General features: G+C 72.5%; 17 protein-coding genes and 1 pseudogene. 6 read left to right on the top strand and 12 right to left on the bottom strand.

Annotation, left to right across the window (positions count from 1 at the left end; translation table 11 throughout):
- Window positions 1-96: 96 nt before the first annotated feature.
- From CR470_RS09955 to CR470_RS09905, 11 genes and pseudogenes are all read right to left on the bottom strand, one after another.
- Window positions 97-900 (bottom strand): annotated as a pseudogene (locus tag CR470_RS09955) (VOC family protein).
- 165 nt (window positions 901-1,065) lie between these two features.
- Window positions 1,066-1,269 (bottom strand): hypothetical protein, encoded by a 204-nt coding sequence (locus tag CR470_RS09950; protein ID WP_097867201.1) that lies wholly within the window; start codon window positions 1,267-1,269, stop codon window positions 1,066-1,068.
- Window positions 1,270-1,350: 81 nt separating this feature from the next.
- Window positions 1,351-2,325, bottom strand: coding sequence for a TerC family protein (locus tag CR470_RS09945; protein ID WP_097867200.1), 975 nt, complete (start codon window positions 2,323-2,325; stop codon window positions 1,351-1,353).
- A 24-nt stretch (window positions 2,326-2,349) separates the two neighbouring features.
- Window positions 2,350-3,165 carry an enoyl-CoA hydratase/isomerase family protein gene (locus CR470_RS09940; RefSeq protein ID WP_097867199.1) on the bottom strand — a complete coding sequence of 272 codons (816 nt, stop codon included), beginning with the start codon at window positions 3,163-3,165 and terminating at the stop codon, window positions 2,350-2,352.
- Complete coding sequence (locus tag CR470_RS09935; protein WP_097867208.1) at window positions 3,162-4,289, bottom strand: cytochrome P450; 1,128 nt, start codon at window positions 4,287-4,289, stop codon at window positions 3,162-3,164. Before CR470_RS09935 ends, CR470_RS09940 begins: the two co-directional genes overlap by 4 nt.
- Before the next feature lie 270 nt (window positions 4,290-4,559).
- Entirely contained in the window at window positions 4,560-5,969 is a 1,410-nt protein-coding gene (locus CR470_RS09930; protein WP_097867198.1) for a cytochrome P450, read from the bottom strand.
- 65 nt (window positions 5,970-6,034) lie between these two features.
- Window positions 6,035-6,625: a GTP-binding protein gene (locus CR470_RS09925; protein WP_097867197.1), complete on the bottom strand. Its 591-nt coding sequence runs from the start codon at window positions 6,623-6,625 to the stop codon at window positions 6,035-6,037.
- Entirely contained in the window at window positions 6,600-6,974 is a 375-nt protein-coding gene (locus tag CR470_RS09920) for a DUF742 domain-containing protein (protein WP_050358393.1), read from the bottom strand. The genes CR470_RS09925 and CR470_RS09920 overlap by 26 nt, the downstream gene beginning before the upstream one ends.
- Window positions 6,971-7,375: a roadblock/LC7 domain-containing protein gene (locus CR470_RS09915; RefSeq protein ID WP_097867196.1), complete on the bottom strand. Its 405-nt coding sequence runs from the start codon at window positions 7,373-7,375 to the stop codon at window positions 6,971-6,973. Before CR470_RS09915 ends, CR470_RS09920 begins: the two co-directional genes overlap by 4 nt.
- Window positions 7,372-8,619: an ATP-binding protein gene (locus tag CR470_RS09910; protein WP_097867195.1), complete on the bottom strand. Its 1,248-nt coding sequence runs from the start codon at window positions 8,617-8,619 to the stop codon at window positions 7,372-7,374. The genes CR470_RS09915 and CR470_RS09910 overlap by 4 nt, the downstream gene beginning before the upstream one ends.
- Before the next feature lie 474 nt (window positions 8,620-9,093).
- Window positions 9,094-10,125, bottom strand: a complete 1,032-nt coding sequence (locus tag CR470_RS09905; protein ID WP_097867194.1) for a LacI family DNA-binding transcriptional regulator — start codon at window positions 10,123-10,125, stop codon at window positions 9,094-9,096.
- 197 nt (window positions 10,126-10,322) lie between these two features.
- On the opposite strand from CR470_RS09905, the gene CR470_RS09900 reads away from it, so the two are divergent.
- From CR470_RS09900 to CR470_RS09880, 5 genes are all read left to right on the top strand, one after another.
- A complete protein-coding gene (locus tag CR470_RS09900; RefSeq protein WP_097867193.1) occupies window positions 10,323-11,267 on the top strand; it encodes a carbon-nitrogen hydrolase in 945 nt (314 codons plus the stop codon).
- Between the two features lie 205 nt (window positions 11,268-11,472).
- Window positions 11,473-12,507, top strand: coding sequence for an endonuclease/exonuclease/phosphatase family protein (locus CR470_RS09895; protein WP_097867207.1), 1,035 nt, complete (start codon window positions 11,473-11,475; stop codon window positions 12,505-12,507).
- Window positions 12,508-12,571: 64 nt separating this feature from the next.
- Complete coding sequence (cseB, locus tag CR470_RS09890; protein ID WP_097867192.1) at window positions 12,572-13,324, top strand: two-component system response regulator CseB; 753 nt, start codon at window positions 12,572-12,574, stop codon at window positions 13,322-13,324.
- Between the two features lie 16 nt (window positions 13,325-13,340).
- Window positions 13,341-14,594 (top strand): sensor histidine kinase, encoded by a 1,254-nt coding sequence (locus tag CR470_RS09885; protein WP_097867191.1) that lies wholly within the window; start codon window positions 13,341-13,343, stop codon window positions 14,592-14,594.
- A 115-nt stretch (window positions 14,595-14,709) separates the two neighbouring features.
- Window positions 14,710-15,855: a D-alanyl-D-alanine carboxypeptidase family protein gene (locus tag CR470_RS09880; RefSeq protein WP_373561397.1), complete on the top strand. Its 1,146-nt coding sequence runs from the start codon at window positions 14,710-14,712 to the stop codon at window positions 15,853-15,855.
- Here the strand turns inward: CR470_RS09880 and CR470_RS09875 are convergent.
- The gene (locus CR470_RS09875) at window positions 15,824-16,981 is read right to left on the bottom strand and encodes an NADH:flavin oxidoreductase (protein ID WP_257138545.1); all 1,158 of its coding nucleotides are present in this window, start codon (window positions 16,979-16,981) and stop codon (window positions 15,824-15,826) included. The two genes, CR470_RS09880 and CR470_RS09875, sit on opposite strands and share 32 nt — an antisense overlap.
- A gap of 397 nt (window positions 16,982-17,378) precedes the next feature.
- On the opposite strand from CR470_RS09875, the gene CR470_RS09870 reads away from it, so the two are divergent.
- Window positions 17,379-18,152: a polysaccharide deacetylase family protein gene (locus CR470_RS09870; protein ID WP_097867190.1), complete on the top strand. Its 774-nt coding sequence runs from the start codon at window positions 17,379-17,381 to the stop codon at window positions 18,150-18,152.
- The last annotated feature ends 10 nt before the right edge of the window (window positions 18,153-18,162 follow it).

The raw sequence follows: 18,162 nt of genomic DNA, 5'->3' as shown, positions 1-18,162 counted from the left end.
TAGCCGCGCCGGGCACGCGCGCCCCGAACCGCGCCGGGCGTGCGTGCGGGCCGCACCGGGTCTCCGGTCGCGGCCCGCACGTGTGACGGTCCCGGATCAGGTCGCGGGGCTCATCGACGGCATCTCCCCCTTGGTGTGGTGGTGGTCACGTCGATCACAGTGAAGGAGGCGCCCTGCGGGTCGCTGAGCCCCGCGAACCGGCCGAACGGGCTGTCCACCGGCCCGTCCCTCAGCACTCCGCCGCGCTCGGTCGCCTTCGCCACGGCGGCGTCGCAGTCCGGCACGGCGAAGTACACGTTCAGATGCGCGGGCGCCTCCGGCGGGAAGTCGTCGCCCATCGCCATCCTGCCGAGGACCGTCTCCCCCCGTACGTCGAACACGGAGAAGTCCATCGACTCGTCGTCGAGCCTCCGCACGGTGTAGGGGAAGACCGATGAGTAGAACGAGTCCGCCTTCTTCGGGTCCCGGGTGAAGACCTCGCCCCAGCAGTACCCGCCGGGTGTGCCCATCTCCGTCTCGAACCCCTCGTGGCTGCCGGCCTGCCAGATGCCGAAGACGGCTCCGCCCGGGTCGCGGGCCAGGGCCATCGTGCCGAACTCGTCGACCCGCATCGGCTCCATCAGCACCTCGCCGCCGCTCGCGCGGACCTTCTCCGCGGTCGCGGCCGCGTCCGGCGACGCGAGATACAGGCACCACGCCGAATGGCCCTCCGCGCCCGGCATCGGCGGGACCACGGCCGCCGCCGCCCTGCCGTCCGCGTACGCCTGCGTGTAGTTGCCGAACTCCGACGAACTCTCGCCGAACGTCCAGCCGAGCACGTCACCGTAGAAGCTCTTGGCGCCCTCGACGTCGGCGAACATGGCGTCCGCCCAGCACGGGGCCCTCGGGTTGTACAGCCATGGTGCCGGTCCTTCCCTGGAGTCCCTGATTTTCGGCCCCGCCCGTACGGGCCCCCACCCGCACCGGCAACGCTAGTCAGCCCGGGGCCGGTGCGCGCGTCGGGAGGAGTCCGGGAGGAGCCCGGGGGAGTCAGGGAGGGAAGGCGCCAGGGATCCCGGGCAGCTCTCAGGAGGAGCCGGCTCGGTGCCGGGTGGGTCGCTCCTCGGCGGCGTAATCCGAGCAGTCGGGGTTCTCGCAGGGGCCCGCGCGCCAGACGGGGACGAAGATCCCGAGGGACTTGTGGCGGTGGATCTCGGAAGGGACGGGCTGCTTGCAGGTCGGGCACGCGAAAGCGGCCCGCTGCCGGGTGTCACGCTCTTTGCTGGCCATTTACTCACGATAGGCGGGACGGGAGATTTTGGAAAGTCTTTCCCTTTACGTTGCCGGGAAATGGCTTCGCTTTCCGTGACCCTACTCGTCCGTATCGGTGTCGGACGCGTTCATGGAGCCCGGACTTCTCGCCGGACGGCGCATGCTCAGGGTCACCGAAATCCCCAGAATGACGACGATCACCGCGAGGCTCACCGGCGACGGAATCTCCGGGATCGAGGTGCTGATCATTTTGTGGGAGGCCTGGAGGATGAGCTTGACCGCGATGAAGGCGAGGATGATCGCCAGCCCGTGGCTCAGGTAGTGGAACCGGTCCAGCAGACCCGCCAGCAGGAAGTACAGGGCCCGCAGTCCCAGGATCGCGAAGGCGTTGCTGGTGTAGACGATGAACAGGTCGTCGCTGACCGCGAGCACCGCGGGCACGCTGTCGACCGCGAAGATCAGGTCGGCCGCCTCGATCGCGGCGACCACCGCCAGCAGCGGGGTGGCTACCCGCCGCCCCTCCTCCCGGACGACGAAGTGCGTACCGGAATAGTGGTCCTGGACCGGCATCACTTTCCGCAGCAGCCGCACCGCGAAGCTCTTGCCCGGGTCGAAATTCTCCTCCTGGCCGCTGAGGATTTTATAGCTGCTGTAGAAAAGGATCGCGGCGAAGAGGAACAGGACGAAGGTGAAGCGGTTGACCACCGCGACGCCGAGCGTCAGGAACACCGCACGGAACACCAGTGCGCCGATGACCCCGAAGAAGAGCACCCGGTGCTGATACTCCCGGGGCACCTTGAAATACGCGAAGATCAGCGCGAAGACGAAGAGGTTGTCGACCGAGAGGCTCTTCTCCAGCAGCCAGGCGGTCGTGTACTCCGTTCCGGCGGTGGTTCCGAGGGTCAGGAAGACGACCGCGCCGAAGACCAGCGCGAGGCTCACCCACAGCGCGCTCCACAGCCCGGCCTCCTTGAAGCCGATCACATGCGCCTTGCGGTGCGCCAGGAGGTCGACCGTCAGCGAGACGACGACGGTCACGGCGAACACGATCCAGAGCCACACCGGTACGTCCACGCCGGAGTCCTCCCACTCGGGTTCTTACGAGTGTGACCCGACCGATCCGTCGCCGCCCGCCGGGGAACGCCGGGTGGCGGCCGCGACCGAGGCCATCAGCTCCGCGTCGAGGAACGAGGGGTCGGCCAGCCGGGTGGCGGCGGCGTAGGAGTTCAGCAGGGCCTTGGTGACCCGCAGGGCGGCCTCCGGGCGGCGGACCACCGGCTTCGCCCAGGCGGCGACCGCGGCGTCCAGCTCCGCCTCGGGCACCACCCGCTGGAGCACCGACAGCTCGCGGGCCTCGGCGGCGTCGAAGGCCCGGCCGGTGAGGATCAGCTCGCGGACCCTGGCCGCGCCCACCTCGTGGATCAGCCGGGGCAGCAGACCGCCCCAGGCGGTCGGCAGCCCGAGCGCCAGCTCCGGCAGCCGGAAGGCGGCGGTGTCCGCGCCGACCCGCAGATCGCAGGCGAGGGCCAGCGCGAACCCCGCGCCGACCGCCTTGCCCTGCACCCGGGCGATGGTCACCGCCCGGCTGCCGGAGATCGCCTCGCAGACCCGGCGGGCCTTCTCCCCGGCGATCCGGATGCCCCGGCCGGCGGGGTCCTCCTCCAGCCACTGACCGAACTCGGTGCGGTCGCCGCCCAGGCAGAAGTCGTCGCCCGCGCCGCTGAGGACCAGCACCCGCACCTCGGGGTCCGGGGCGACGACGATGGCCAGCAGCTCGTCGAGCATCGCCTCGGTCACCGCGTTGCCGCTCGTGGGCGCGTGCAGCTCCACATGCAGGACGGCCCCCTCGCGCCTGCTGCGTACCGTCGTCGAGCGGTCGCCCGCGGTCAGGAAGTCGGGGAGCGAGAGCTTCACAGGGCCACGCCCAGGGAGGTGATCCGTCTGAAGACCATCCGGGGGGCGTACACCGGCCGCGAGACGGTGTGCAGGGTGGGGAAACGATCCAGCATCCGTGCCAGCAGCGTCCGCGCCTCCAGTTTGGCCAGCGCCGCGCCCAGGCAGTAGTGCACCCCGCCGCCGAACGTGAGGTGGCTGCCGCCGCGCAGGATGTCGAAGGCGCCCGGGTCCGGGTTCCGCCGCGGATCGTGGTTGGCCGCGCCGTACAGGACGTGGATCATGCTGTCCTTCTTGATCGGGACCCCGGCCAGGACGGTGTCCTCGGCGGCGATCCGGGTGTTGATGTGGATGGGCGGATCGTGGCGCAGCACCTCGTCGACGGCCGCGTCGATGTGTTCCGGGTACTTCCGCAGCCACGCCCACCGGCCGGGCTCGGTCAGCAGGGAGATCATCGAGCTGAGCAGCGTCGCCGTGGTCTCCAGCGAGGCGATGGTGACGAACATCGTGAGCCGGTAGAGGATCTCGTCCGCCCGCTCCCGGTCCGGCTCCATGGCGTCCCAGGTGTGGATCCAGCCGGTCAGCACGTCGTGGCGGGGCTCCGCCCGGCGGCGGGCGACCAGATCGGTGAAGTAGGCCCGCAGCCGCAGGGTCGCCTCCGCGGAGACGGCGAGCTGCGACTTGGTGGGGAGCAGTTCCTGGGCGAACACCTGGTTGTGCGTGATCTCCAGGATGTCCGGGTAGTCCTCGGGCGGTATCCCCAGCCAGCCGCCGACGGTGCCGATCGGCAGCTGCTCGCTGACGGTGGAGACGAAGTCGGCCTCGCCCCAGCGGAGCTTCTCCGCCAGCTCGTCCAGCAGCCGGTCGGCGTCGCGCTCGACGTCGGGGGTGAGGCGTTCGATGGTGGAACGGTCGAAGAGATTGCCCAGCGAGCGGCGCTGGCAGGTGTGCTCGGGGGCGTTGAGCCGGGAGAGGGTGGTGGTCATCTCCCGGGTCGCGATCGCGTCCCACTGCTTGGCGTCGTCCTGCCGCTCCTGCCAGGCGAGATCCGGGGCGAGCCAGTTGCGGCCCCGGAGCACCTGGCTGCAGGCGTCGAAGCCGGTGACGAAATAGCCGTTCCACGGAGCGCGGACGACGTCACCCATCGTCCGCAGCTCCGCGAGTATTCCGTACGGCTCGGCCTGCCCTTCCGGGGAATTGAGTCTGCGGAGCAGACCGATGACCGCACGCCGTCCGTCGGGCGCCCTGGATGTACCGCCAGTGATGCTCACGCAGAGTTCCTCGACCTAGGCCCGTGGTTACCGCACTGAACCTACCCCTCCGGATATCGGCGCCAAGCATCGTTCTTTGTTGCCCCCGTCACATGTAATCGTCACTAAATGCCCGTTGTTATCGGCGCATTGTCGGCGCGTGGGTCATACGCGGAACACGTCGAGGAACGAACTCCACCAGCCCTTCTGCTTCTTGGCCGGCTCCTGGGCGTGACGGGGTGTCACCGAGGGTGCGGCGGGCGCGTTCCGGAACGGGTCGGGCAGCTGGGCCGAGGTCGGGGCCGGGGGCTGCGCCCCGGTCCCCGCACGCCGCGCGGCCGTTGGGGTGAACCGTACGGGCAGCGCGACCAGCGCCCGGTGGAACGGGCCCGGCCGCCAGGCCACACCCGAGGCGGGTACGGCCAGCGCGAGATCCGGGACGGTGTTGAGGATCTTCTCGATCGCGGTGAGCGCGATCAGCGTCGCGGGCGACTTGGCCGGGCACACGTGCGGACCCGCGCCCCAGGCCAGGTGGGCGCCCTTGCTCAGGGTCTGGCGGGCGTCGGTGAGCCCCGGGTCGCTGTTCGCGGCGGCGAAGCTGATCAGCACGGGGGTCTCCGCCTTCAGCGTCACCCCGTCCAGCTCGATGTCCCGCACCGGGTAGTGCGTCGCGTAGTTGGCGATCGGCGGGTTGTTCCACAGGACGTCGTCCAGCGCGTCCTCGACGAGCAGCCCCGAACCGCGCCGCTCGGGCGTGCCCGGCTGGTCGCCCGCGAGCATCAGCAGCAGCGCGTTGCCGATCAGGTTGCGCTCCGGCTCCACGCCCGCGCCCATCAGCATCACCAGCTGGTCCTTCAGTTCCTCGTCCCGCAGCCCCGCCGGGTGCTGGATCAGCCAGGAGGTGATGTCCTCGCCGGGCTGGCGGCGCTTGATCGCGACCAGCTCCATCAGGCACTCGGTCAGCTCGGCGTTGGCGCGGAGCACGTCCTCGCCGTCGAAGATGGCGGACATCGAGCGGGTCAGCCGGTCGCCGATGTCGCCGGGGCAGCCGAAGAGCTGGTTGAACAGCAGCAGCGGCAGGAGCTTGGCGTACTCGTTGAGCAGGTCGGCGGTGCCGCGCTCGATGAACTGGTCGATCAGGTAGTCGGCGATCCGCTCGACGTCCCTGCTCAGCCTGGAGCTGTTGAGCCGGGACAGCGACTCGGTGACCGCCTTGCGTAGCCGCAGGTGCTCCGCGCCGTCGGTGAACAGGCAGTTGGGCCGGTACACCATCATCGGCAGGACGGGGCTGTCCATGGGGACGGCGCCCTCGCGCAGCGCGGCCCAGTGCCGCGAGTCCCGGGCGAACAGCGCCGGGTTCTGGAGCACCCGCAGTGCCGCCTCGTGCTGCACGATCAGTGTGGCCTCCACCCCCGGGGCCAGCTCGATGGGCGCGGCGGGGCCGTGCGTCCGGGCCGCGTCGTAGAAGCGGTGCGGATCGGCGGCGAACTCCGGTCCGTACAGCGACGTCTGCTGCTGGTGCATGGGGCACCCGGCGGGGGCGCTGTACGGGGTGGCTCCCGGCTGCGGGTCCATGTCGGCTTCCTCGGTGTGATCGCGGGGCCCGGTCGGCCCCGGCTCGGGATACGTCTGGGGGTGCGTCAGGCCGTGTGCGCCAGAAGGTGGCGGACCAGCGTGATCAGGGCCTGCGCGGAGGAGTTCTGGTCCCGGGCGTCGCAGTAGACGACCGGAGTGTCGGGCAGCAGGTCGAGCGCCTCGCGCAGTTCGTTCTCCGCGTGCTGCGAGTACGGGTCGAAGCTGTTGACGGCGACCGCGTACTCCAGCCCGTACGTCTCGACCAGGTCGATGACGGGGAACGTGTCGGCGAGCCGCGCCGGGTCGACCAGGAGCAGCGCGCCCAGCGAACCGCGCGCCATGTCCTCCCACAGCTCCACGAACCGCTGCTGGCCCGGCGTCCCGAACAGGTACAGCACCAGTTCGTCGCTGAGCGTGAGGCGCCCGAAGTCCAGGGCGACCGTCGTCGTCGTCTTGTCGGGAGCGCCGCGCAGATCGTCGACCTGGGCCGCGGCCTGGGTCATCCGCTCCTCGGTGCGCAGCGGCGTGATCTCGGACAGCGTGCCGATCAGCGTCGTCTTGCCCACGGCGAAGTGCCCGACGACGAGGATCTTCGCCGCGTGCTGCACCGCGTCCGGCACATAGATGCTCTCAGCCGAACCGGACTTGGAGTCCATGCAACACCTCTTCGAGGATCTTTCTGTCAACGAGCTGGGCCGGCGGCGGCGCCTTACGGCGCAGCAGGTGTCCCTGCTGGTTTAAATCCTGGAGCAGGAGACGGGCCACCCCGACCGGCAGGCCGAGGTGACCGGCGACCTCGGCCACCGACAGATAGCCGCCGGAGCACAGCTCCCAGATCGCCTTGACCTCGGGGCTCGGGTTCGGCGGCGGCTGGCGGTCGGGGGCGAGGGTGACCAGGGTGACGAGGGAGAGGTCCTCCGCGTCGGGCAGCCCCCGCCCGCCGGTGATGACATAGGACCGGACGAACCCGCTGCTGACCTGCTGCTCCTCGCCCGGCGCGGTCATATGTCGCTGCCCGCGTTCTGGCGGGGAGGCGTGGTCATCGCCTTCCCCAGCGCGGTGACCTGCTGCTGCATCCGGAACGACATCGCCTCCATGTCCACGTCGGCGGCGGCGGTGGCGGCCAGGTAGGCGCCGGTGCCGGCGGCGATCAGGAAGATCCAGCCGTCCTCGTACTCCAGGAGCGTCTGCCGCCAGCGGCCCGGCTCACGGGTTCCGATGAAGGGGGCGACGGCCCGGCTGAGGGACTGCATGGAGCTCATCGCCGCGGCGACGGTCTCCGCGTCGTCCCGGCCGATCTCGCTGGAGTTGGCGAGCAGCAGGCCGTCGGCGGACACCAGGATCGCGTGCCGGGCGCCGGGCACCTGGAGCAGGTCGTTGAGCACCCAGGACAGATCGGGATTCACTGGAACTCGGGTCCTTCCGTCGTCGTCGTGTCGCGTCCGGACCGGGTGCCGCGCTGGAACGCCCCGAGTCGGGAGGCGGTCTCCTCGTTGCTGCGCACGGGCTCCGGTACCGCCGAGGGCACGGCGGAGACCGGGCTCTTACGACGACGCTTCGGCAGCCCCCCGGCGGTGGTGGTGATCTGGGCCAGCGGCTGGGTGACGGTGTCGGGCTGCGGGGTGGGCGGGAAGAGCGGGGTGGGCGCCGGGGCCGGGGCGGCCTGCCACTGGTCGGCCTGCCGCACCTGCGGCGCTTGGGGAGCGGCCGCTTCGGGTGCTTCTACGGGCGCCGCGGCCGGCGGCGCCTCGGTGGTGAGCAGTTCGTCGGGGATGAGGACCACCGCGCGTACGCCTCCATAGGGGGAAACGGAGTCCACCGAGACCCGGAAGCCGTAGCGGGCGGCGAGCATCCCGGAGACGGCGAACCCGAACTGCGGCGGGATGCCGAGGCTGGAGACGCTGATCGCGGCCTGGGGGGAGAGGAGAGCCGCCGCGCGGTCCTTCTCCTCCTGGCCCATGCCGAGACCGGCGTCGTCGACGATGAGGCAGACGCCCGTCGGCACGGCCTGGATGTTGATCTCGACCGGGGTGCCGGGGGCGGAGTAGTTCGTGGCGTTGGCGAGCAGCTCGGCGAGGACCACGGCGACGGGTTCGACCGCCCGGCTGACGACGGAGAAGTTCACCTGGCCGTTGACCCGGACCCGGTCGAAGTGCCGGATACGGCCCTGGGCGCTGCGGGCCACGTCGAAGACGGAGGCCACGGTCTCGCGCCGGCCGAGCCAGCCGCCGCAGAGCACGGCGATGCCCTGGGCGCGCCGGCCGAACTGGCTGTTGGCGTGGTCCATGGCCATCAGGTCGGCGAGGATCCCGGGGTCGTCGCCGTACTTGCGCTGGGCCTTCTCGATCACGACCTGCTGCTCGTCCGCGAGGCCCTGGAGCGTGCGGACGGCGGCCTTGAGGACGGCCTTGGTCTCCTCCTCGGCGTCCTTGCGGACCTCCGCCAGTTCGGTGGACTGACGCTGGAGCAGGCCGTTGTGGACGACGTGGAGCTCGTCCCGTTGGTGCAGGAGCGCGTCGCGCTCCTGACGCAGCTCGGCATGGTGTCTGCGGAGCTTGACGTTGGTCGCGCGAGCCCGCAGAACGGCTCCCACGGCGACCAGTGCTACGACAACCAGCGCCCAGATGACGGGGCCCTGCGGAAATGTCATGAGACTCACTTCAAGTGCCATGGCGGAAACGGCTTGACACCCCGTCATGCGGCACGCAGTCAGGGCTCGTTCGCCACGACCGTGCGCCGCTTCGGGAGGTGCCCCTCCGAAGGTGGGGCCGAGGATTTCATCCCTTCCGGAATGCCCCCACACGCCATCAGCCCACTGGAAGTAAGATGATCTTATCACCGGCCGCACCGTGAAATGTCAAGGCCGCCACGCCAGTTGCCAGTCGACGCACAACGTTCACATTGCGGAGACGCGGAGGACGGCAACCGGCCCCCGTTTCCCGGGGGTTGGGTGGCAGGCCGGGCCGCCCGGGGGCCTCCGGCCGTCGTTGGCGGGCTCGCGTCCGTTGATGCCCCGGTGGGTGATTCGGCGGCCCGATTCGGCCCGGTTGCCCGGTTGGGGCGCGGGTGAGGTCGGCTGCCTGGGTGGGGCGTGGGTCAGCCCGTGACCCGGTTGAGGTACGGGTCAGCCCGGCGACCCGGTGGAGGCGCGGGTCTCCAGGGACCAGGCGTGGCGGCGGACGGTGTCGGGGGCCGCGCGGTCCGCGAGGATGTCGCAGAGCAGCTCGGCGCAGGCGCGCCCGTACGCGGCGGGGCGCAGGTCGACCGCGGTGACGGGCGGTTCGGCGCCCCGGGTCGCGGGGCCGTCCACGCAGGAGGCGACGAGGAGGGCGACGCCCGCACGCAGGTCCGCCTCCTCGGCCCTGCCGACCTCCCGGCCGAGGGCCGCCGCCGCGCGCAGGACGCCCGGGGCGGAGCCGTCGGGGGCGCAGATCACGGCGTCCACGGCGGGGTCGTCGGTGAGCAGCGCCCGGGTGGCCGCCTCGGCCTCGGCCGGGGTCGCCGCGAACGGCACCGTGCGCAGGGTCACCGCCACCCCGTGGGCCCGCCCCCAGGATCCGGCCGTCGTGCGCAGGGCGGTCGCCCAGGCGGAGGAGCCGGACGGGGCCAGGAGCGCGGGGCGGCGGGCGCCGCGCTCGGTGACATGGTCGAGGAGGGCGGTCAGGGAGGCGGCGTTGTCGCAGACCACGGCACCGCTGGGGCCGTTGGCCGGGCCCAGGTAGCGCTCGCCGGTCACCACCGGGACGCCCGCGTCGAGCAGCCCCGGCACCGCGCTGTCGCCGGCCTCGGGGTCGATCACCAGCAGGCCGTCGACGCGCGAGGCGATCCGCCCGCCCGATGTCCCCGAGGGGGCGAGCAGCACCATGTCGAGCCCGTCCTCCTGGGCGCGCTCCACCACACCGAAGGCGAGGTTCATGTAGTAGTCCAGCCGGGTCGCGGTCGCCGGCAGGTGCAGCCCGACGGCTCCGGTGCTGGCGCGGCGCAGATGCCGGGCGGCGCTGTTGGGGCGGTAGCCGAGCTCCTCCGCGACCGTGCGGACCCGGTCCCGGGTGGCTTCCGCGACCCGTCCCGAACCCTGGAGCGCGTCGGAGACGGTGCTCTTGGAGACCCCGGCGGCGCGGGCGACATCGAGCAGGGTCACGGTCCGGGAGGTCACGGGGGTGAAGTCTAGACGGTCGCCGACGGGCCGGCGAAGGGTTGCCGGAACGTTCCGGCAGGGTTAGGTTCTGTCGCGTGCCGGAACGTTCCGGCACGCGACCTGCCTCGTACGGCCTGCCTCGTGTCCGTTCTCCTCGTGCCCGCCCCGCCGGCTCCTCCCTCCCTTCCCGCTCTCTCCTTCCCCAGGAACCCGCCATGCGTCTGATCACCGCTTACGACCCGCCCGCGTCCCCCACCCGGACCCGCCCCGCCGAGCGCGCCCCCCTGCGCGTGGCGGCGGTCCAGCAGCGCTGGCACCGGGACCCCGCCGAGCACCGGGCCGCCCTGCTGGAAGGCGTCCGGCTCGCCGCGGCCGAGGGCGCCCGCGTGGTCTGCCTCCAGGAGCTGACGCTGTCGCCGTACTTCGCCGTCGTGCGCAGGGCCGACCACCCCGAGCCCGCCGGACCGGAGGAGCTGCTGACCGGCCCCACCTTCACGTTCGCGGCCGAGGCCGCCCGCGAGCACGGCGTGTACGTGCACGCCTCGCTGTACGAGAAGGCCCCGGCGCCCGGCGGCGAGGACGACGGCCTCGGCTACAACACCGCGATCCTCGTCGCACCCGACGGCACCCTCGCCCAGCGCACCCGTAAGACCCACATCCCGGTCACCGAGGGGTATTACGAGGACGACTGGTTCCGCCCCGGCCCGGCGGGCGACGACGCCTTCCCGCTGGTCACGGTCGACGAGGCCCGTTTCGGCCTGCCGACCTGCTGGGACCAGTGGTTCCCGGAGCTGGCGCGCGCCTACTCGCTCGCCGGGGCCGACGTCCTCGTCTACCCGACCGCCATCGGCTCCGAGCCGGGCTTCCCCGGCTTCGACTCCCAGCCGCTCTGGCAGAAGGTGATCGCCGGGAACGCCATCGCCAACGCCACCTTCATGATCGTGCCGAACCGTATCGGTGCCGAGAACGGCCTCACCTTCTACGGCAGTTCCTTCATCGTGGACCCGTACGGCCGCGTCCTGGCCCAGGCCCCGCGCGACGAGCCCGCCGTGCTGGTCGCCGATCTCGATCTGGACGCCCGCCGCGACTGGCTGGAGCTGTTCCCGTTCCTGACCACCCGCCGCCCGGACGCGTACGGCCCGCTCACCGAGACCCGCTGAGCCCGGCAGGGGCAGGGGCAGGGGCAGCGGCAGCGGCGTCGGCGTCGGCTCGACTCCGGCACCCGCGCCGCGCACCGATACCTACCCGATACAGAGCCGTGCGGTGCTCGAAGCACGCCCCTGACCAGCCGGAAGCGGTGTTCCCGGAGGCTGTCGGCGTACCCGGATCCCCGGTGCACGCGAACGTCAGGAGACCAGTGCCGTGCTGAGCCCACCGGAGGCCGCAGCGCCTGCCACTGACGCGACACCTGCCAGTGACGCGAAGCCTGCCCTCGGAGCGGCTCCCTCCGGGGCGGCTCCCACCGGGCCCGCTACCCCCGGGCGTGCCGGCCGTGGCGCCGGCCGGTGGCTCGCCGCCGCGGCGGTCGTCTGGGCCGCGGCGATGGCGCTGCACGCGTGGATCCCGAACGCGGGCGTCAACGCGGGCAGTCTCTTCCAGACGCTGCTGCCCTGGACGGGCCTCGGCGTGCCGGTCCTGCTCGGGCTCGCCGCCGTACGCCGGTCCCGTACCGCCGCCGTGGCGGTGCTCGCGCCCGCCGTCGTCTGGGTCGCGCTCTTCGGCGGCGCGCTCACCGACAAGCGCTCGGGCGGCGGCGACCTGACGGTGGTCAGCCACAACGTGAGCGAGGGGAACCCCGACCCGGCCGGCACCGCGCGCGTGCTCGCCGGGGCGGGCGCGGACGTGCTGGCGCTCGAAGAGCTGTCCGACGCGTCGGCGGCCGTCTACTCCCGCGAACTGGCCGCCGCCTATCCGCATCACGCGGTGCTCGGCGGGGTCGGCATCTGGAGCAGGTACCCGCTGGCGGACGTGAAGGCGGTGCCGATCATGCCGTGGACCCGCGCGCTGCGCGCCACGGCCCGGACCCCGGACGGGCCCGTCGCCGTGTACGCGGTCCATCTGGCGTCGGTACGGGTCTCGGCGGCCGGATTCACGACGGGCCGGCGCAACGAGGCGGCCCGCGAGCTGGCCGCCGCGCTCCGGGCGGAGCCCGCGACCCGGGTCGTGGTGCTGGGCGACTTCAACGGGACGTACCAGGACAGGGCGCTGGCCCCGGTGACCTCGCCGCTGCGTTCCGCGCAACGGGAGGCGGGCGACGGCCTCGGATTCACCTGGCCCGCCGCGTTCCCCGTGGTCCGCATCGACGACGTGCTGGTGCGGGGGATGACCCCGCGCGCCGCCTGGACCCTGCCCGCCACCGGCAGCGACCATCTTCCGGTGGCGGCCGCGCTGAGCCGGTGACCTTCCCGCGGCGGCCCGGGTGACCCGGCCCGCCGCCCTCCCCCGACTACGATGCGAGCGACCGATGACCTCGAACGCCCAGGTAGGCAGCGTGTCCGAAGCCCGGGGCCCGGCCCCCGTCAGCGTGCTCGTGGTCGAGGACGACGCCACGATCCGCCGCGCCGTCCAACTGGCCCTGGAGCGCTACGGCTACCGGGTCGCCGTGGCCGCCGACGGGCTCAGCGGCCTGGAGGCCTTCCGCGCGGGCGCGCACGACCTGCTGATCCTCGATGTGATGCTGCCCGAGCTGGACGGCATCGGCCTGTGCCACCGGATCCGCGAGGAGAGCTCCGTCCCGGTCCTCATGATGTCCGCGCGCGGCGACGCCCTCGACGTGGTCGCGGGCCTGGAGGCGGGGGCCGACGACTACGTGATCAAGCCCGTCGACACCGCCGTCATGGTCGCCCGGATCCGCGCCCTGCTGCGCCGCGCCACCTTCCGCCCGGACGCTGAGGGCCCCGCGACCCCGAAGTCCGGCCGAGCCGCCGATCACATCCTGGTCTTCGGGGACCTCAGCGTGGACACCCTCGGCATGGAGGTGCGCCGGGCCGGTGAGACCGTGTCACTGACCCCCACCGAACTGCGGCTGCTGCTGGAGTTCGCCGCCGCGCCCGGCTCGGTGCTCGACCGCCGCCGGCTGCTGCGCGACGTGTGGGACTACGGCTGGGAGGGCGACACCCGGGTGGTGGACCTGTGTGTGCTCCGGCTGCGCAAGAAGATCGGCAGCGGGCGGATCGAGACCGTCCGCGGCTTCGGCTACAAGCTCGTCCGCGGCTGAGCGGCCGGCGGACGCCGTGGACTTCCTCAACCCCCGGGCCCTGCGCTGGAAGATCGCCGCACTGGCCGCCGTCGCGTGCTGCGCGGTCGCGACCGTGGTCGGGTTCCTGGTGCACGACGCGACCCGGGAGCGCGGGCTGCGCGTCGGCACCGACCGGACCCTCACCCGGCTGATCGCCGCCGACCGGGAGTTCTCCCGTACGGGGAAGGCGCCGGCCGACATCGACGTACGGTCCACGGCGGAGCTGCCCGAGGCGCTGGCACGCGACTTCGCCGGCCGGCCGGACAGCGAGGGCGGGTACGCCACCTGGTACGACGTCAAGCCGCCCAACTGGTACTGGATGTGGGGCGCGGCGGCCGTCGGCGACGATCAGTTCCTCGTCGTCCGGGACGACATGAGCGCCGAGGTCCGCAGCCTCCAGCTGCTGGACCGCAGCATCGTGAAATCCGTCCTCGTCGCCCTCCTGTTCGTCGTCCCGCTCGCCGCCCTCGCCACCGAACCGATCAACCGACGGCTGCGCCACGGAGCCCGTACCGCCCGCCGTATCGCCGACGGCGACCTGGACGCCCGCATCGGCCCCGCCGGGCGGGCCCGCGACGAGATCACCGAGATGGCGGCGGCCGTCGACGACATGGCCGCCGCCCTCCAGCGCAAGCTGGAGAACGAGCGGCGCTTCACCGCCGACGTCGCGCACGAACTGCGCACCCCGCTCATGGGCCTGGTCACCGCCGCCGGGCTGCTGCCCGACGGCGACGAGGCGACCGGTCTCGTACGGGACCGGCTACGGGCCCTGAACGCGCTGGTCGAGGACCTGCTGGAGATCTCCCGCCTCGACGCGGGCGCCGAACGGTCCCGCCCCGACCCGGTGCCGCTGGGCGAACTGGTCGCCGACGTGGTGCGGCGTACGGGCACGGACACCCGGGTCGCCGTCGGGGCCGCCGAGGTGGTGGAGACCGATCCGCGCCGGGTGGAGCGGATCGTGGTCAACCTCGTCACCAACGCCCACCGGCACGGCGCGGCCCCCGTCGAGGTGACCGTGACCGGGGCACGGATCGTCGTACGCGACCACGGGCCGGGCTTCCCGCCCGATCTGCTGGAGCGGGGCCCGCAGCGCTTCCGCACCGGCGCGAGCGAACGCGGCCGGGGGCACGGTCTCGGCCTGACCGTCGCCCAGGGCCAGTCCGAGGTGCTCGGAGCCCGGCTGACCTTCGCGAACGCCCCGGACGGCGGAGCGCTTGCCACCCTCGATCTGGCCCCGCGTCCGGCCTGATACGGAACCGAAACGCACTCTCGCGGGGGCGGAAACCGTGCTGAACGGGTGCGGAAGAACGACTCCCCGAAGGTGACAGAGGTACGGGAAACCGCGCTGTCACCTGGAGGAGCCCATGCCCGACGCCCCCACCGTTCCCCCTGTTCTCCCCGTTCCCGTTCCCGCTCCCGGCCTCACCTCTGCCCCTGCCCCCGCCGCCGGGAGCGGCTTCCGCGTCCGCTCCTGCTTCCGCTTCCGGCTCCGCCGCTCGGTCCTCGTACCGCTGACGGCGGCCGTGGTGCTCGTGGCGGGTACGGGCGGGTGGTACGCGGCCGGCGGCGACAGGTCCACGGTCGGGCCGGCCGCCGAGAGCCCGGGGGAGGAGGTGGTGCCGCTCGCCAGGTCGATGCACCTGCCCTGGCCGCGCGAGGGCCAGGCGAGCGTGACGGTCGAGGGCGTCGGCAGCCTCGGCACCCGGGGCGAGCAGAAGCCGGTCCCGATCGCCAGCGTCACCAAGGTCATGACGGCCTACGTGATCCTCACGGGCCACCCGATGCGGGCCGGCGCCCCCGGCGCGACCGTGGTCGCCGACCGGCAGGCGGCCGACGAGTCGTACTCCTCCGTCGAGACGACCGCCCCCGTGCTCGCCGGGCGGGAGTACACCCAACGCCGGCTGCTGGAGCTGATGATGGTGCCGTCGGGCAACAACGTGGCGCGTCTGCTGGCCCGCTGGGACGCGGGTGACGAGAAGGCGTTCGTCGCGAAGATGAACCGGGCCGCCGCCGGGCTCGGCATGCGCGCCACCACGTACACCGGGGTGAGCGGCATGGAGGCGAGTACGAGGAGCACGGCGGCGGACCAACTGCTGCTGGCCCGCGCCGCCATGAAGGACCCGGCCTTCCGGCAGATCGTGGCGACCGCCTCCGTCACGGCCCCCGGCGCCGGGGTGACCTTCCGCAACACCAACAAGCTGCTGGGGCACGACGGGGTGATCGGCCTGAAGACCGGCTCCTCCACCCCGGCGGGCGGCAACCTCGTCTGGGCCACCACGCAGGAGGTCGCCGGCGTCTCCCGCCTGGTCCTCGGGGTCGTGCTGCACCAGCGCGCCGGCACCACCCCCGCCGAGGGCAGCGCCGCCGCCCACGAGGCCAGCCGCGCCCTGATCACCGCGATCCGAGCGGGCCTCCCGGCGGCGGCGAACAAGGTACAGAGCGCGGGGCGTGGACCGCAGGGCCGGGGGGACGCGCGGGTCAGTGCAGGGTCGTCAGCATCTCCGCGGTGAACGGGGTGATGTCCGCGGTGCGCCCGCGCAGGGTCTTCGCCGCCCACTCGGGATCGGAGATCAGCGCCCGCCCGACGGCGACCATGTCGAACTCGTCGCGCTCCATCCGGTCCAGCAGCTGCTCGATTCCGGTGACCGGGGAGTCGTTGCCCTGGAAGGCGCCGAAGAAGTCGCCGTCCAGGCCGACCGAGCCGACGGTGAGGGTCGGCCTGCCGCTGATCTTCTTCACCCAGCCGGCCAGGTTCAGGTCGCTGCCCTCGAACTCCGGCAGCCAGTAGCGGCGGGTGGACGCGTGGAAGACGTCGACACCGGCCTCGGCCAGCGGTGTGATCAGGGCGTCCAGCTCCTCCGGTGTCTCGGCGAGCTTCGCCTCGTAGGCGTCCGCCTTCCACTGGGACATCCGGAAGAAGAGCGGGAAGGCGTCGGACACGGCGGCGCGGCAGGCCGCCACGATCTCGGCCGCGAAGCGGGTCCGGGCGACCAGGTCACCGCCGTAGGCGTCGGTACGCCGGTTGCTGCCGGACCACAGGAACTGGTCGATCAGGTAGCCGTGGGCGCCGTGCAGTTCGGCACCGTCGAAGCCGAGGCGCTCGGCCGCCGCCGCCGCGTCGGCGAAGGCGGCGATGACGTCGTCGAGGTCCTGCTGCGTCATGGCGCGCCCCTTGGGCTCGCCGCTCAGGGACAGGCCCGAGGGGCCGACGGGCTCGGCCTCCGGCACGGGCCCGGCGCCTTCGGTGCGGGTCACGCCCACGTGCCACAGCTGCGGGATGATCGTGCCGCCCGCGCGGTGCACGGACTCCGCGACATGCGCCCAGCCCGCGAGCGCCGCCTCGCCGTGGAAGCGCGGGACCCGGTCGCTGGTCCCCGCGGATGCGTGGTCGACGTAGGTGCCCTCGGTGATGATCAGCCCGACGTCACCGGCGGCCCGGCGGGTGTAGTAGTCCGCCACGTCCTGTCCCGGAACGCCGTCCGGGGAGAACTGCCGGGTCATGGGCGCCATCGCGATCCGGTTCCGGGCGGTGAGCCCGCGGACGGTGAACGGGCGGGAGAGGGTGTCCGCCGCGCGGGACGCGGTGCCCGCTTCCGCCGGGGCCGTCACGCCTGCCGGGGCTGCCGTGTCTGTCACGTCTGTCACGTCGGGTTCCTGTTCGTCGCGGGGGTGGTCCACCCGGCCTGAACGCGCTCGCGCCGCGTTGCCATCCCGGCATCGGTCCCGATAGCGGTAAAGAGTGGGCAAAGAACGGAGTGTGCCTCCGGTGCTCCGCGCGGCATTCCCGCATCAGCCGGACGAGGGGCCACTGTCAGACCCGCGGGGGAAGAGCGCGGCCTCCCCGAGCGCGGCCTCCCCGAGGACCGTGCCCGCTGACCCGATCGCCCGCTGACCCGATCGCTCGACGGCTCCCGATTGTCGCCGGCTGCCTGCAGAAATGTCCGCGATCGGTAACCGAGGCATCCCGCCGGAACGTTCGCCCGTCTGGAGGGGTGCACGGCATCGGCGGAGACGGCAAAAGGGGCGGGCGGACATGGGCAAGCACAAGGGAAGGGCATGGCACAGCCGGCTCCTCGCGGCGGCGCTCGGCGTGACGGCCCTGGCCGCCGCCACCTCGGTGTGGACCGCGCAGGCCGACACGACCGGGGGCCGGCCGTCGGGGGGCGTCGCGTCGCCGGACGCGCGGGAGCGGCCCGCGGCCAAGGTGGCGGCGGGCATCGCGCACGCCTCGGACCGGGGGGCCCGGGGCGTCAACATCACCATCGACGACGGACCGGACCCGGTCTGGACGCCGCAGGTGCTGCGCCTGCTGAAGGACCGCGGTGTGAAGGCCACGTTCTGCATGGTGGGCACCCAGGCCCAGGCGTACCCCGACCTGGTCAAGGCGGTCGTGGCGGACGGCCACCGGCTGTGCAACCACACCGTCTCGCACGACACCACCATGGACACCAAGTCCGAGGCCTACCAGTCCCAGCAGATCCTGGACGCCGAACGCATGATCACCAAGGCGTCCGGAGGCGTCCGGTCGCAGTACTACCGGGCCCCGGGCGGCGCCTTCACCCCGTACAGCCGTCAGCTGGCCGCGTCCCACGGGATGCGACCGCTGGGCTGGAACGTCGACACCAAGGACTTCGAGCACCCCGGCGCGGACACCATGGTCGCCACCGTCAAGCGTGAGATCTCCAACGGGCCGACCATCCTCTTCCACGACGCGGGAGGGGAACGATCCCAGACCTTGGCCGCTCTGCGCGAGGTCCTGCCCTGGCTGAAGGAGCAGGGCCACTCCTTCGGATTCCCCGTGCGCTGAGCGAGGCTCG

Origin of the sequence: Streptomyces sp. rh34, from assembly GCF_002551245.1 — a bacterium.
Taxonomy (GTDB): Bacteria; Actinomycetota; Actinomycetes; order Streptomycetales; family Streptomycetaceae; genus Streptomyces.
This window is presented reverse-complemented; position numbering and strand designations above follow the sequence as displayed.